Genomic DNA, 16,116 nt, shown 5'->3' on the forward strand with positions numbered 1-16,116 from the left:
AAAAACAGAATAAACCTTCTATTGTGATCTTGGCTGACGCATTTTAGCCGCTCTTAAGCGATTCACTGCCGCCATAACGTCAACGACTCTCGGTTTCACCAAGTCACCGGAATTAGGCATGGTTTGGCTCCACGTATCACTCAGCAGTACACTGATATCTTTTGGTGGGTGCATTGACCAGTCGGGGTTTTGCGCCAGTTGGAATAATACCCAACCGATGGCATTAAGCTGACCGTTACATTCGAGTTGCTCAAGCGCTGATAAATCAATTGATTCAGTACCAAAACGGATCGTGTGCTTGCCTTTGCCCGACACTCTAAATTTACCATCGACAAGAATAGACTGTAGGTGCGTGCACTGAATATGGCGCGGGGCGAACAGTTCAAGGTTATCACTGCATTCATTGATGCGTGTCGTCGGGTGCTGAGCAATGACTTGTTGTGCTTTTTCAGTGACATCGACTGCTTGATAGTCTTGCATCTGAATCACGGTATCAGCAACATCAAGATAGTCCCCAGAACCGCCCATAACAATAATGGTGGACACCGCCAATTGGTCGCGTAACTGACCAACACGGTCAACAAATGGCGTAATTGGCTCGTCCGCTGCGCCAACCAATGCCTGCATACGCTCATCACGAATCATAAAGTTGGTGGCTGAGGTATCTTCATCAATCAATAAGGCTTGAGAACCGGATTCTAAAGACTCCTGCAACCAAGCCGCTTGCGAGGTCGAGCCCGACGCGTCTTGCGTACTGAAGTTAACGGTTTCCTTGCCAAACGGCAGGTGGTTAATATAGTTGCTTAAATTGAGGTTGTGCACGGGGCGACCATCTTCGGCTTTAATCTTACAAGCTGAGTCAAGGCAAACAACCCGTTCGCGACCATCGCCTGGGATATGATCATAGATAGAGCGTTCAATAGCCGTCAGCAAAGTCGACTTACCGTGGAAACCGCCACCGACAATTAACGTCACCCCTTGCGGGATGCCCATGCCGACTACAGAACCCTGATTTGGGCATTGTAACGTTACCTCTAGCGACTTTGGCGCTTGGAACGGAATTGCGCCTTTCATTGGTAAATCGCTATCACCGCTGACACGAGGAAGGACACTGCCATTACCGACAAAGGCAACCAAGCCTTTTTGTTCCAGTTGTGCACGCAGCGCAACTTGATCTTCAACCGCTTCACAGTGGTTCTTTAACGCTTCAATATCTAATTCACGTTCAAGTGTGGCCTTACGAATGTATTTCGGTAAGTGGAACGTAAGAATATTGCTGGCTTTCTTACCAAGAACTGAACGACCTTCCGCAGGTAGGTTAACTCTGAAACGCAGCTCAATGCCATCGTCGATGAAAACCACGGAAGTAGAATCTAATACAGTTTGTCCCGTCAGAGATATCGAGACACTGTTTTCCTGTTTAGCGTAGAGGGCAAATTGCCTAGCAATAAAATCACGAGCGGCAATCTGATACTCCGCTGACTGTTGGAGCAGCCATTGCAAGCCAGTTGGCGCCCAAGGGCGAACCGCACGTACCCGAGAAGCGGCAGCGTAAGGATCCGACTGAACATAGTCGATGTGAAAATCAAAATCGGTGAAATCATAGCTGCCTTTAATTTGTTGGTAGGCGCGATAATTCTGTTTTTCAATTTTCTTTAGTTTCGATATCAAGAGATCCATAAACACTTCTCGGATTAATTAGGCTAAGGGCGCGATTATAGAAGTCTGTTGGCATAGGGTAAAGCAGCATTGACGCGAAAGTCAGTGAATAAGCGCGTTAATTGGCGACTCAGGTGCGGTGTCTACGATAATTGATGGAAAATTTAGCTGATGACCATCGCGATTCGCGGTGGATATTGGTTTGCCAGTTGGGTTTCAAACACATCCAAGGGCATCGGTTTCGCATAAAAATACCCCTGTGCCACGTCACAGCCTTCTTGAGTCACAAACTGACTCTGCTCCAAGGTTTCGATCCCTTCAGTGACGACTTGCTTGTTGAGTTTTTTTGCAATACTGATGATAGAGCGGAAGATGGTTTTGTCTTGTGGATCATCAAGCGCCGTGTCGATAAATTCCTTGTCGATTTTTATCGCATCGAACGGCAATTTCTTTAAGTAATAAAATGAGGCATAGCCCGTGCCAAAATCATCAAGCGCAAACTGGATGCCATGATCTTTTAAAGTTTCTATATTGCGCTGCGCGATAGAAAAACTGTCCATAACGCAACTTTCCGTCAGTTCAAACTCAAGATTGTGTGGGGAGAGCTGAAATTGCTTGAGCAGGTGAATCACTTTCTCAGCGAATTTACTGGAACAGATTTGTTTCGCGGAGATATTAATGGACAGCCTAAAGTCCGGCGCAATCGAAACCCACTTAGTGGCGCACTCCATCGCATGATGCAATACAAAATAACCCAGCTCAATAATTAAACCATTCTGTTCAGCAAGGTGAATAAGAGGCTCATTAGACATATCGCCAAGAATAGGGTGTCGCCAACGCAGTAATACCTCGGCACCAATCCAACAATTGGTGACAAGATCGACTTTAGGTTGGAAGTAGAGCAGCAAATCATCGTTACGCACGGCTTGTAGAAGATAGCCCTCAAGCTGATTGAATTGATTTTGCTCTTCTTGGATGGCATGACTGTAGACGTTGACACTGTTGCCATTGGTTTTGCACGTTACACTCGCATGATAGGCGTAGTTGATAAGTGTGACAGGGTCACTTGAGTGGTGCGAATTGGCCAAACCACAGTAGGCGTGCAGATGTATCTCTTGTTGTTTGTATTCAAAACTGCGGGTCACTAATGATAGCAATTTATCCGTAATGTTAGGTAAGTACTGTTCATCGGTTGAAGGGACAAACAGCGATAAAGCAATTTCATCGGTAGAGAGGCGAGCGATGGTACACACCTCAGGGGTTTCGACATTAATTCTCACCATTAAATCGACCAACACTTGTTCGTAGGTGCGTTTACCCAGTCTTGCTTGCAACCGCTGACCATTACTGAGGTGCAATAAGACGACAGATAGAAAACAATCACCGTTGGTGACATGAGGAGTTGAAAGTTGTGCCTTGATTGCGATTTCAAACCCATAGCGGTTTAGCATTGGAGTAGAAAAATCATGGGTCTTGGCGAATGCCATCGCCTTACTGAGTTTCGCTTTTTGCTTGGTGAGCCTCTCGACTTTGCGGGTAAGTTTTTCTATTTCGAGATTTTTGCCTTCCAACTGTTGCTGGCAGTGAGCCTTAAATTGATCAAATGGAAGATCCTTTGATAGTTGGCTATCAAACGATTCCGGTTCGCTATCACTTTCACATTGTGATAAAGCTTGATCACGGGTCAGACTCACCTTGGTCATTATATTCACCTTTTGGGTGGTTTTTGGTGGTGTAGTTTAGGTATTGCTAACTATTTTTCATGAGAGACTAGTTGCATTACCCAATAAGTATATGATGGGCTGAGAGCAATAGGGATTTTTGACGGGAATTTTTTCTGAGATGGCGCGATAAGTGTGCTGTGTCTTAACTTTGAGATAGAAGACACAGCACAAATTAAACTAAGGGTTGAGTTCGTATAGCGCGGCTAGGTCGAGTTTCTTAGAGTAATCAATACCTTCTAACCCGAAACCGTTAAGATTAAGGAACGAGTTGTAGTAGCCTTCAAAATCACCTAAGCGTTTAAAGTTATTTGCATCCATCTGCGCTAAGAGGTCCATGACCTCATTCTGTACACTGGACTCTAATTCCCAATCATCCATGCGTAACAAACGTTCATTATCGACAGGAACGACGGATTGCCCGTAGAGCTTATCTGAAAACAGTCGCTGCATTTGTTCGATGCACTCTTCATGATTGCCTCTATTTTTCATTACTCGGTAGAGTGCGAGAAGATAAGGACTGAGACCCGGTATGAACACGCTAGCCTTAGTGACCAACGCCTTGCACACAGTCGCGTAGGCGCTGCCACCAATCTGGCTCAGTTTCAAATTGAGCGAGTGACTGGCTTGATGCAAATCGACTTTAGCTCGTCCCAACGTACCGTCAAGATAGAGCGGGTGAGTCACTTCTGGTCCAATATAGGAAAAAGCGATGGTTTTAAAGTTGTCGGAAACCGATTCGGAATTGATCAATAAATCGACCCACTGCTCCCATACTTCGCCACCCATGACTTTTAATGTCGCTTCTATTTCATCTTCAGTGGCTGGGGGCAGTTCACTCTCTACCCATTGCTGAGTTTCAAGATTAATGGTTGCGCCTGATACCGTATTACCAATGGGTTTAATCGCCGAACGCCAAAAATTGCCATCTCCTTTGGGGCGCATAGCACTGGCAAGACTGTAAATCACAAGATCAACTTCACCTTCAAAGTAGGTCTCTATTGCTTCGATCACTTGCTCTTGCACTTGGCTAGAAAATGCATCGCCAACGATGTTAATTGCAATACGCCCATCTTGCTGGGCACGTTGTTTGAAAAAGATATTGTTATACCAACCCGCGCTACCAACGCCTTTATCTGACGGTCCGCGTTCATAAGACACACCAATGGTGTCAGCTTCTGCCCCCCCAAAAGTGAGGGCTATACGTGCAGCGAGTCCAAATCCTGATGAAGCGCCGAGAATCAACACACGTTTGGGACCCTGTTTGATCGGTTTACTGCGCTTTACGTAAGCGATCTGGTTATCGATGGATTGTTGGCAGCCAAATGGATGCGCGGTGCGAGCGATGACGCCGTCGATAAGAGGTTGAATATGCATAACTGAACCTGTCTAAACATAAGTAACCGTTACAGGATAGACAAAAATGCCCCAGCAAATATTGCGCTGAGGCATTGAAAGCGGTATGTATGACCGTAAACGCTAAAATATGTGATCGAACGATGATAAATGGAACGATGATAAATGGATAGACGTTATAAATGTTCGGCAATGGACGCAGCGACTAATTCAGCAATAAAAGGTTGAGCGTCTGCGGTGGGGTGAAGACCATCCGCCATCATCCATTCCGGCTGGGTGATCACCGATTCCAAAAAGAACGGGATCAAAGGGACGGAGTACTGTTCAGCGAGACGTGGATAGATAGCTTCAAACATTTGTGTGTAGCGTTTTCCATAGTTTGGTGGAATACGAATTTGCATCAAAAGTACTTTTGCTCCTTGCTGCTCACTCAATTTGATTATCTGAGTCAGGTTAGTCTCGACAACATTGGGCTGAAATCCACGCAGACCGTCATTGGCACCAAGTTCAATCAACACCGTATCAGGCTTGTGCTCACTGAGTAGCTGTGGCAACTTAGCTAAGCCGTTACCGGTTGTGTCACCCGAGACGCTGCCATTATAAATAGTAATATCATGCTGGCCTTGTTTTGCCAGCTCAGTGTTAAGCAGGCGTGGCCAACTCTGTTCGATCTGCATATTGTAGCCAGCGCTAAGGCTGTCACCCAAAATAAGCAAGGACTTCGCCGATGCAAAGGGCGAAAGTAGCGTCAAAACAAAAAGAAGATAAAAGGAAACCCGATTAATCATGAGCCTATCCGTAATTAAAGCTGAATCTGTTAGCAAGCTAGTTTCCACCAAAACCGAACAATTAACAATCTTGAATGATATTAACCTGACTATCGATCAGGGTGAGTCGGTCGCCATTGTGGGAACGTCTGGAGCGGGCAAATCAACCTTGATGACATTATTGTCGGGTTTGGATATGCCAAGTAGCGGCAGCATAGAGTTGTTAGGTCAAGAGATTTCCTCTCTCGATGACGAACAACGTGCCAAAATTCGCAGTGAAAAATTGGGGTTTGTGTTTCAGAACTTCTTATTAATTCCCAGTATGTCAGCACTGAGTAATGTGACCTTGCCAAGTTTGCTTAAGGGTGAACAAGAAGATCAACAACGCGCTAAGCAGTTATTAGCTTCGGTTGGGCTTGAGCATCGTTTTGATCATTTACCCACCCAGCTTTCAGGGGGAGAGCAACAACGAGTTGCGATTGCCAGAGCGTTTATGACGCGCCCCAAGATTTTGTTCGCCGATGAACCGACCGGTAACCTCGATCAAAAAACCGCAGGTCGAATTGTCGAATTGCTGTTTGATATGAATAAGCAGTTTGGCACCACGCTGGTGCTGATTACTCATGATATGAGCCTCGCTAAGCGTTGCGACAGAGTGTTAACTATGTCCCAAGGTCATATGTCGCAAGATCTTATCTCTCAAGATCTCATGTCTCAAGGTCAATTGGAGGAGCAGTAAATGACTTTAAATCGTCGTCTGCTCAATTGGAGCCTAGATGAGATAAGACAGGGACAACTATGGCCAATTGCGGTCTCCATGATGCTTATTGTCTCTTGTATTTTCGCCTTATCTGCTTTAGCGGAGCGCATGGAGCAGGTCATTGTTAAGCAAGGCAAAGATGCCTTAACAGCAGATACGGTCTACATTACCGCCAACCCAATCAATTCAGAAACCCAACAGTTGATCACCCATGCTGGTTTAGAAACCTCTTTTTATACTCGATTTCAAACCATGGCATTCAGTGATAATGGCATGCAGCTAATCACGGTAAAAGCGGTGGACGATAAATTCCCGTTGCGAGGGGATTTTATCTTGCAGTCGGGAGAGATTCAGTCGCACCGAGTACAACCTAATGAACTGTGGTTAGATGCGCGCATTATCGATCGATTGGGGGTTAAAATTGGTGATAGCGTCAGTATCGGCGATGCCGATCTGATTGTAAAAGGGGAAGTGGTCTACGAGCCCGGAGTCAGTTTTAACCCATTTCAACAAATGCCAAGTGCTTATATACATCAAGACAGCGTCTCGAGCACAGGGGCAATACAGCTTGGCAGTCGGGTACAGTTTAGAGCGTATATGGTTGGCGATGATCAAACGATTGAACAGCTAAAATCTCAAATACCCATGACACCCAGTGATCGCTGGCGAGATGAGAACAGCTCAAGACGCACCAACGAAATCTTTAGTCGCACCACTCAGTATTTGTCATTGACTGTGGCGATTATCATCATAATGTCCGCCACCACGTTAGTGCTAACGGGACAAAATTATGTACAGAGCCGTCGACAAACCGTCGCTATGTTGAAGAGTCTAGGCGCGAGTCGTGAGTGGATAGTCCGTTGGTTGTCGATTCAAGTTCTCTTATTGGCAGGTATTGCCATTGTCTCTGGTCTTGCCATCGGTTTTGGTCTTGAAGCGCTGTTGCGTATTCCGCTTAAAGATCTCTTGCCCGATCCTTTACCCAGTTTTGGTGTGTTGCCAGTGGTGATTGCCATCTTATCGAGCTTGCTGATCGCTATTCCAGCATTAGGTATTCCGTTGTACAGGTTGATGTCTGTTTCATCGAAAGAGGTATTCCAAAATCAAGAGTCCTCGAGCCATTGGGGCATTTACTGCCTTATTTTAGTGCCTCTGATCCCTTTATTGGTCACTTATGGCGATAACACTCTGGTTTGGCTGGTCCTTGCTGGCATGCTGGGGCTATTTGCGCTGTTAGGGCTTATTAGCGTGTTATGCACCGTCATGATCAGTCGGCTGCAACTGCCGATAGCATTTAAGTTGGCAATAAGCCGTATCCTGCGAAGTAAGTCCAGTACAGCACTGCAATATGGCGCACTCGCGCTGTCGTTGATGCTGCTGACAACCATTTGGCTGGTGAGAACTGATCTGTTGCAGGATTGGCAACGTACCCTACCAGACAATGCCCCGAATGCTTTTGCTTTCAATATTGGTGATTTTGATAAGGCAAGCTACTTGCATACACTTGATAGCCAAAATATTCAGCGTTCTGAGGCGTTCCCGATAGCCAGGGGTCGCCTAGCAAAGATCAATCAGCAAGCGGCCAACGTTGAAAACCGACCGAACGCGAAAGACACGGATGCATTGCGTCGCGAGTTAAACTTTACTTTTGCTGACCAGTTGCCGACCTATAACCAAGTGGTCGCTGGTCAGTGGACAGAGACAAACGGTGTTTCAGTTGAAGAAGAAGTGGCAGAAGCGTTGGATTTGCAGATTGGAGACAGTTTGACCTTTACGATTAATGGTCAGGAGTTTGAAGCAATAATCAATACGATACGTAAAGTAGAGTGGCGCGATATGAAACCGAACTTCTACTTTATTTTTACCCCGGATGTATTGCAGTCACTATCGACCACTTGGTTGGTTAGTTTTCGTCTAGAGGCGGCTGATGATCCATTGATTAGCCAATTGTCGAGACAATATCCAACGGTAAGTCTGATGGACATCAGAGCGATGGGGGATAAAATTCAACAGTTGTTGACCCAGATTGTTTGGTCGATAACGGTGTTGGCGGTGTTAGGTGTTGCAGCTGGACTGCTGTTGATCTTCACCTTATTGCGTTTAAGTCTGACGCAACGACAACAAGAATTTCGCTTATATCGCACACTGGGAGCAAGTCGCAAACGATTACTTGCAACGATTTGGGCTGAATATGGAATCATGGCTTTGGTGGCGGGTATTGTTGCCACCATGGGCGCAGAGTTGGTTGTGGGCAGTATTATGAAGTTTGGCTTTGACCTTAACTGGACATGGCATTTATCCACCTGGCTAGCGGTTCCTTTAGCGGCACTATTTACCTTGGCAATTGTGTTATTTTCTTTGCTTAGACAGTTGGTTACGAATGATACAAAGACAGTTATGACACAATAATTGCAGTCGTGCTGCAAGTTATCCACAAAAACGGTGGATAAGGTCTTGGATAACTCGAGAGTAATTGGTGTTGGAAATTTCGTAAGCCTTTGCTGCTGCAAAGATGCGCTAAGATTTGTTGTTTTCATCGCAGCGATATGAGTTATCCAAGGCAATAGTGTCAAGAAAATTATGGCAAATTTTGTGATTTTTTTCGTTGGCGTAAAACGTTAGAATGCGCGGGCAAAATGACTTTGAAAGTTTGATAATGGAATTGAATATCTCTTCATCTACAGAAAAAAAACGCATCGCCATTATTGGCGGTGGGGTTGCGGGTGCGACCACGGCATTGTATCTCGCCAAGCAGGGGCTTGAGGTCTCTTTGTTTGAAAAAAACAAGGAGATTATTAGTGGTCCCCCAATGTGCCATTTACACGCAGGTGGCAATCTTTATCGTGAGCTCTCACATCAGAATTGTCTCGACCTATTAAAGCAATCCATAGACTTTGTTCGCTTTTTCCCTGAAACCATTAACCGTAGACCAACGGTGATTGCCGTACCAGCCAGCGATAATGGTGCACCTGAAAACTTGTTACCAAGATTAGAGTTGCTGCAGAAAACTTATCAAGAATTGGTCAGTTTTGACGAAAACAATCAGGTGTTGGGTCAACCACAAGACTATTATCGAAGCTTTGACAAGGCGACGCTCGTTGAACTGGCAAGCAAAGTTGCCCCAGCAGTACCTAAAACGGTAGAAGATTGGCTGATACCTTTCGCTAAAAACAGTGATTTAGACCGATTGAAATATCCGGTCTTTGTGGTGCAGGAATATGGTTTAAGTCTCTTTCGGGTTGCTGCCACGATCGAATTAGAAATGGCTAATCATCCCAACCTAAACATTTACCGCGGTGCTAAGGTGTCGAGTATTGTTCGCGATCAACAAGAGTTTGTTGTCACGCAGGAGAGCACTCCAGTCCGTCGTTTTGATTTTGTCATTAACGCCTGTGGGTTCCGAACCGGTGAACTTGATGATCAACTCAATTATCCAAGGCAACGATTGGTTGAGTTTAAAGCGGCATACGTGACGCAATGGCGCACCGATAGCAAAGAAAAATGGCCAGAAGTTATTTTCCATGGTGAACGTGGCACACCCAAAGGAATGGCACAGTTGACGCCATATCCTGATGGTTACTATCAATTGCATGGTATGACGCAAGAAATCACCTTGTTTGAGCGCGGGCTTGTCTCTTCTAATGAGCAGAGTGCGCAACCAACCTTGCCGCAGCATCTGATCAATAAGGTTGATCATGGTTGGTCACAAGAGAGCATCGAACGCCGAGCAAACAGTGCCATTGAGCATTTGTCCCAATTCGTTCCTGAATTTTCTTCCGCGTACCCAGCGGGCAAGCCACTGTTTGGTGCTCAGCAGATACCGGGAGATGACGTGAGCTTGAGGACGGCCGATGTTACGTTTGAGGCAAATGGCTATGCGAGACTGGAGATCGTTAAGGCAACCTCATCCTTGGTCGCCGCTAAGAAGATCGCTCAGCACTGGTTTGGCTTAGAGGACCATGTGATAGAAAAAGCCAGCAATCATGGACTGAATGATATTGAAACCAAGGCAAAACAACTTGCTCAAGATAGAGGTTATCCGCAGGCGTTGGCAATTGCCTATTAAGTTGGTTGGCAATATAAGTTAAATAATGCTCACTTATCAAAAAATGAGCATTATTCACATTTACAAACAATTAGTGTGAGATGATTCCGGTTTAAAAACCAACACTCGGGGTATTTATTGATCTAAGTCAGGACTTTTAATTTTAGGCTTTATCTTGCCGAGTGTTGTTGTTAAACTTCGCGGCAGTTAGGTTTAGTTAACTTTTTTCTATTTTTTTGGTTTTTAAACGACTTTGACTGAGGGGATCTACCATGGAGCTTGCGCTTATCTTTACTTTCGTTGTTGCAGCGATTGTTATGGTTAAAAAAGAGATGGCAGAACGCTAATCTCAACACTCTTACCTTTTTTTATACCTTTTGAGTGTTATCCAAAAACCGGCATTGATTGCCGGTTTTTTTGTCTCTCAATTTCTCCATTTTGTTGATAATTCCGCACATAAAAGCGGTTGAATTCTTAGTGACTCTTTCATTAAATTAATACTAATCAACAGGTTAATTAAAGGTCGTGTCGATAAATTATTTTTATCGACACGACTAGTATTAATCGTTTTATTTCTTCGCCAGAAACTCTTAAGGTGCGCGCTCTTCGTCGGCATCTTCAGCCGGGTCTATAATCATAATTTCAAACAATCACTAAAGAGGAAACTGCCATGCGTATTGCAATTCTATCTCGCGGCGAAACCCTATACTCTACGCGTCGCTTGAAGGAGGCTGGCGAAGAACGAGGTCATCAGGTCGATATTATTGATACGTTGCATTGCTATATGGATATCACCAGCAGCAATTCGACGGTACGTTATATGGGTGAAGCACTTCCAGCATACGACGCAGTTATCCCAAGAATCGGTTCTTCGATCACTTTTTATGGCACAGCAGTAGTCCGCCAGTTCGAAATGATGGGTACTTTTTGTGTCAATGAGTCGGTAGCGATCAGCCGCTCTCGTGACAAGCTTCGCTCACTACAACTGCTTTCTCGCAAAGGCATTGGTCTGCCGAGAACAGGATTTGCAAGCAAACCAGACAAAATCCAAGACTTAATTAAGAACGTCGGTGGTGCACCGTTGGTGATTAAACTCCTCGAAGGGACTCAAGGTATTGGTGTGGTATTAGCAGAGACAAACAAAGCTGCTGAGAGTGTGATTGAAGCTTTTATGGGCTTAAAAGCGAACATCTTAGTACAGGAATTTATTGAAGAAGCGAACGGCGCGGATATCCGCTGTTTCGTTGTGGGCGGCAAAGTTATTGCTGCGATGAAGCGACAAGCGGCTGAAGGCGAATTCCGTTCCAACCTACATAGAGGTGGTACCGCGCAGTTAGTCAAATTGTCTAAAGAAGAACGATTGACCGCTGTCAACGCAGCCAAAGCAATGGGCTTGAACCTATGCGGTGTGGACATTTTACAATCTAAAAATGGTCCTGTGGTCATGGAAGTGAATTCCTCGCCAGGTCTTGAAGGGATTGAAAGCGCAACTGGTAAAGATGTGGCGGGATTGATTTTTGAGTTTATCGAAAAAAACGCGAAACCCAACAATAACAAAACGAAAGGACGTGGATAATAAATGAAAGACATATTGACTATTGGTGGTGTTGAACTGCAACCAGGGACGAAAACAGAGATTAATATTCCTGTTGCTAAGTTGTATACCGACGCCGAAGTATCGATACCAGTACAAGTCATTCGAGCCAAAAAGCCGGGACCGGTTGTATTCGTCAGTGCCGCCGTGCATGGCGATGAACTGAATGGTATTGAAATCATCAGCCGCGTGATTGCTGAAAACCTTAAACTGCAAAATGGTAGTTTGATTTTGGTGCCGATGGTTAACGTATACGGTGTATTGAACCAGAGCCGTTACATGCCTGATAGACGAGATTTAAACCGTAGCTTCCCGGGCTCAAAAAAAGGCTCGTTGGCTGGTCGTTTAGCGCATACGTTTTTAGAGTCTGTCGTTGCCCATTGTGATTACGGGATTGATTTACATACTGGTGCGATTCATCGCTCGAATTTGCCACAAATCCGAGCTAACTTGGATGATGAACAAACCAAAGCTCTTGCTGAAGCCTTTGGCGTGCCGGTGTTGCTTAATGCCAATATCCGCGATGGTTCACTACGTGAAGCGGCGGTAAACCACGGTGCGCGCGTGTTGCTTTATGAAGCAGGAGAAGCGTTACGTTTTGATGAACTATCCATTCAAGCGGGCGTAAAAGGGGTTATTCGTGTGCTTAAAGCACTCGGTATGGTGAAGAAGCGTATCAGCAACGCAAAAACTGAACCGTTCATTGCAAACCGCAGCGATTGGACTCGTGCCGGTGCGAGCGGATTTGTTAAAGAATACGTTGCTCTGGGTGCCATGGTCGAAAAAGGAGAAGTCCTTGCCGATATTAATGGTCCATTGGGCAACAATATTGATCAAGTGGTATCGCCGAGAGCTGGTATCATTATTGGTAAACAAAACATCCCTCTAGTACAAGAAGGTGAGGCGATGTATCACATTGCATATTTTGGCGATAGTGCGGAAGAAGTATTGGAGCATATCGAGATTATGCAAGAGTCTATCGTTCCCGTAGAGCCGAATATGTAACATTATGCCAAAATTTATTGAAGATAAAATGATCATAGGTAACCTCGAACTGTGCAGCTTGCCTGAGTTGGGGATACACGATCTTGAAGTGCGCATTGACACTGGAGCGAAGACCTCTTCGCTTCATGTTGATAACTTACAACGCTTTAGACGTGACGGTAAAGTGTATGTGCAGTACGACCTACACCCAGATATTTACCACCTAGAGCAGGTCGTTCATTGCGAATCTTTAGTTCACGATTCTCGTCGAATTAAGTCATCGAACGGCGATTCTGAGCAGCGTTGCGTTATCCAAACCTTGTTCCGTTTGGGTGATAAAGAGTGGCCGATTGAGATCACGCTCAGTAACCGACAGGATATGACCTATATGATGTTGTTGGGACGTGAGGCAATGATCAATCGGGTGTTTGTTGATCCGAGCCGAACTTTTATTGTCGATAATTAATAGCACCGATAAAGGGGACATTTGTCCCCTTTGTTATTAATTGTGAATACCGTTTATGAATACGGCTTATGCTTGTGGTCTAGGCGTACTGTTTATGCTCTAGGTGTATTGCTTGTGCCAGCAAGTTACCGCCTTTATTGCGTAAAAAGCACAAAAAAGCGGTAAAAAAAAGTAGAGCATTAAGCTCTACTTGGTCATAGCATTTAGGAGGGAAGATCACAACTTTGGTTATGCCGGCTCTAAGACGTCATCGTTCTCAGCATCGTATTCATAGTCCTTGGTCGGGTTATCATAGAACTTTGATTTACTGTTTAGTGTGTGGAACGCTTTTCGTCCGCGAGCTAAGCGAATGTACTTGAGCCAAGTATGTTCCAATTTGGATTTCGCTTTACTTGGGTTAAGCAATACTTTTGTGAAGTGTTTCTCCTCCGCGTTTTCAGGAGCAATTTGTCCACACTCAAGTGCGAGCATTGTCTCTCCAAACGTGGTTAAGATGTTTTCTTCTACAAGCGTAAAATCACCAGATTTAGCAAAACCACGAGGAAACTTGTTAGCATCGTAAAAACGCTTTTTTCCGTGGCGAAATAGAGTTTCAGTCATAGAGACCTCAAAGCAAATAGGTAGTAAAACCGAGACACGTCATAGTACAAGAGCTAAACTAAGGATCAGAAAGCAAACTCACGTACCCAACATGAATCCCGTGTTGGTTCGATGGTGAAAATAGAGCTAAACTCATTGAAAATACAACGAATTGTTTTTATTGATACTACAAATCTTCTTTATCCATAGGCATCGTTAAATATGTCAAAATATCGTACCCAAATGACCTGTAAATTTTTCATCTTTAGGTCGTTGGGTTGAGCTCAAGATGCCGTTAATATAATCAGCGCACGCATTCGTAACACGAAGTGCGCTTCTAATGAGAATCCAGTATGGACGTAAAAGTTTTTCAAACATTTCTAGAAGTTGCGAAAGAAAAGCACTTTGGTCGCGCATCGGAGAATCTTTATATCACCCAGGCCGCCGTGAGTGCGCGCATCAAGCAACTTGAAGAGTATTTTGATACTCAACTATTTGCCCGTCATCGCAATAATATCCAGCTAACCTCAGCAGGTGAACGTTTAGTCAGTTATGCCGAAACCATGGTATCGACCCTAAAGCAGGCCACGTTTGATCTTTCTCTTGAGAGCAACAAAGCTCAACAGCTGACGTTAGGTGGCACACCAAACATTTGGGATGCGTACTTACAGAACTTTTTAAGCCAAGTGACGGGAACATTGAGTGGCTATGGTTTTGTCGCTGAATCGTTGAGCCGTGAACAGCTCAACAGAAAGCTTCTTGATCGAACCTTAGATGTTGCGCTGTCGTTTGACCCATTCAAAGTCGATGAATTTTCCTGTAATCAAATTGGTGAGTTATCTTTGGTATTGGTGTCGACCGATATCAGGAAGCTCGCTAACGCCTTTGATGATAAATATGTGTACGTGGAGTGGGGAACCCAGTTTAGTTTTGAACATGCGCAAAGGCACGCCAATATACCAGCACCTTATTTACGCACCTCAACAGGGCGTATTGCTTTAGATTTCATTCTCGAGAAAGGCGGATGTGCCTATCTACCGAATGCACTGGTAATGCCGCTCCTAGAGTCTGGTCAACTCCACAAGGTGAAAGGCGCGGAAGCATGGATCCGTCCCCTTTATATGAGTTATCGTAAAAATAGCACCTCATTAGAAGCGATCCATCAGATCGAAGCACTCGCGAATGAAGTCGCGCCGACTTCACCGTATCTAGTGCAACAAGCGGGTGATATGCCACCGATTAAATAGTCGTCAGTCTAATGGTTACGCTTTCACTGTGACAGTTGACTGAGTTAGTGGCTTAAAACGAGCATGCTCGGTAAGCCACTGACTATAGCCATATCTTGATATGAGTTGATTTTGGCTATTGCAGTCTGTTTTATGCAATATACTCTTGATCTGAGTTCTCACAGTTTCTTTTGATACCTGTCTTATTTGTGCAATCTGTGAGCCGGTACAACCGCTAATTAAAAGCTGAAATACCGCTAACTCGGATGCGGTAAGCAAGGAATCGGTGATAAAATTGCTATCATTTATAAGGTCCCACTGCTTAATAAGGTGATGGTGGGAGGCACTAAAGTTTGCCCATGCTATCACTAACTCGATATGGGCTTGAAGTTGCTTGTGCTCTTTTGCATTGAGTTTACTGTCGCTTGAGAAGATAAAATGGGCTCGATACTGATGCACGATACGCTTGGTGATTTTATACTGATAATGCGTTAGCCCGGTCCCGAGGTTAACGTCACAACACTCGCTCAATGTCTCTTTTGCAACCGCTTCAAAGTTATCAGGTATCGTCGCTAGTAAATTGCTGCTTTGATTAAATGAGACCCTCTCACCATGATCGTGTCTTAGATCTTCACATCCTGTCAGGCAATACTTTTTATCCGCACTCTCAATAACAAACTGTACGTGGCTAATTCCAAGATCAGACAATGAGTGACGAAATTGTTTTTCTACCAGCGGGGGAGGTAGAAACGGGGCTGTGGATAATTCTCGACTCTCAGTCATAAGTAAAGCATCTTCTTATTTTGGTAATGGATTCAGTAATAAAGGCAGGATCACTAGAACGTGGCTTTCACTTTGTAACTGTTTTACTTTGTGCTAATAAGTTGAAATGATAAGGATTAACGATAACTTACCACATCACCCAAACGGGTTATAAAGCTAACTTGCCTATATAAAAT

At 44.7% G+C, this 16,116-nt stretch carries 13 protein-coding genes; 7 read left to right on the forward strand and 6 right to left on the reverse strand.

What is annotated here, in order from left to right:
• Positions 1–18: 18 nt before the first annotated feature.
• The 4 genes from L9Q39_RS16400 to L9Q39_RS16415 form a co-directional block, all read right to left on the reverse strand.
• Positions 19–1,680: an ABC-ATPase domain-containing protein gene (locus L9Q39_RS16400; RefSeq protein ID WP_237486171.1), complete on the reverse strand. Its 1,662-nt coding sequence runs from the start codon at positions 1,678–1,680 to the stop codon at positions 19–21.
• 143 nt (positions 1,681–1,823) lie between these two features.
• Positions 1,824–3,362, reverse strand: a complete 1,539-nt coding sequence (locus L9Q39_RS16405) for a putative bifunctional diguanylate cyclase/phosphodiesterase (protein ID WP_237486172.1) — start codon at positions 3,360–3,362, stop codon at positions 1,824–1,826.
• A gap of 198 nt (positions 3,363–3,560) precedes the next feature.
• Complete coding sequence (fabV, locus tag L9Q39_RS16410; protein WP_237486173.1) at positions 3,561–4,757, reverse strand: enoyl-ACP reductase FabV; 1,197 nt, start codon at positions 4,755–4,757, stop codon at positions 3,561–3,563.
• Between the two features lie 155 nt (positions 4,758–4,912).
• Positions 4,913–5,524: an arylesterase gene (locus L9Q39_RS16415; protein ID WP_237486174.1), complete on the reverse strand. Its 612-nt coding sequence runs from the start codon at positions 5,522–5,524 to the stop codon at positions 4,913–4,915.
• On the opposite strand from L9Q39_RS16415, the gene L9Q39_RS16420 reads away from it, so the two are divergent.
• The 6 genes from L9Q39_RS16420 (at position 5,523) to L9Q39_RS16445 (ending at position 13,352) form a co-directional block, all read left to right on the forward strand.
• Complete coding sequence (locus L9Q39_RS16420) at positions 5,523–6,242, forward strand: ABC transporter ATP-binding protein (RefSeq protein ID WP_237486175.1); 720 nt, start codon at positions 5,523–5,525, stop codon at positions 6,240–6,242. The genes L9Q39_RS16415 and L9Q39_RS16420 overlap by 2 nt on opposite strands.
• Positions 6,243–8,672 (forward strand): ABC transporter permease, encoded by a 2,430-nt coding sequence (locus L9Q39_RS16425; protein WP_237486176.1) that lies wholly within the window; start codon positions 6,243–6,245, stop codon positions 8,670–8,672.
• Between the two features lie 247 nt (positions 8,673–8,919).
• A complete protein-coding gene (locus tag L9Q39_RS16430; RefSeq protein ID WP_237486177.1) occupies positions 8,920–10,329 on the forward strand; it encodes an FAD-dependent oxidoreductase in 1,410 nt (469 codons plus the stop codon).
• Positions 10,330–10,978: 649 nt separating this feature from the next.
• Positions 10,979–11,884, forward strand: a complete 906-nt coding sequence (gene rimK, locus L9Q39_RS16435) for a 30S ribosomal protein S6--L-glutamate ligase (RefSeq protein WP_237486178.1) — start codon at positions 10,979–10,981, stop codon at positions 11,882–11,884.
• A gap of 3 nt (positions 11,885–11,887) precedes the next feature.
• Entirely contained in the window at positions 11,888–12,907 is a 1,020-nt protein-coding gene (locus tag L9Q39_RS16440; protein WP_237486179.1) for a succinylglutamate desuccinylase/aspartoacylase family protein, read from the forward strand.
• Between the two features lie 16 nt (positions 12,908–12,923).
• Entirely contained in the window at positions 12,924–13,352 is a 429-nt protein-coding gene (locus L9Q39_RS16445) for an ATP-dependent zinc protease family protein (RefSeq protein WP_237487053.1), read from the forward strand.
• A gap of 228 nt (positions 13,353–13,580) precedes the next feature.
• Here the strand turns inward: L9Q39_RS16445 and L9Q39_RS16450 are convergent, their stop codons facing one another.
• A complete protein-coding gene (locus L9Q39_RS16450; RefSeq protein WP_237486180.1) occupies positions 13,581–13,952 on the reverse strand; it encodes a MaoP family protein in 372 nt (123 codons plus the stop codon).
• Positions 13,953–14,284: 332 nt separating this feature from the next.
• Between L9Q39_RS16450 and L9Q39_RS16455 the strand changes: the two genes are divergently transcribed.
• Complete coding sequence (locus L9Q39_RS16455; RefSeq protein ID WP_237486181.1) at positions 14,285–15,178, forward strand: LysR family transcriptional regulator; 894 nt, start codon at positions 14,285–14,287, stop codon at positions 15,176–15,178.
• Between the two features lie 15 nt (positions 15,179–15,193).
• On the opposite strand, the gene L9Q39_RS16460 is transcribed toward L9Q39_RS16455, so the two are convergent.
• Positions 15,194–15,940 carry a helix-turn-helix transcriptional regulator gene (locus tag L9Q39_RS16460; RefSeq protein WP_237486182.1) on the reverse strand — a complete coding sequence of 249 codons (747 nt, stop codon included), beginning with the start codon at positions 15,938–15,940 and terminating at the stop codon, positions 15,194–15,196.
• Between the last annotated feature and the right edge of the window lie 176 nt (positions 15,941–16,116).

The sequence above is a fragment of the Vibrio hippocampi genome (assembly GCF_921292975.1).
Taxonomy (GTDB): domain Bacteria; phylum Pseudomonadota; class Gammaproteobacteria; order Enterobacterales; family Vibrionaceae; genus Vibrio; species Vibrio hippocampi.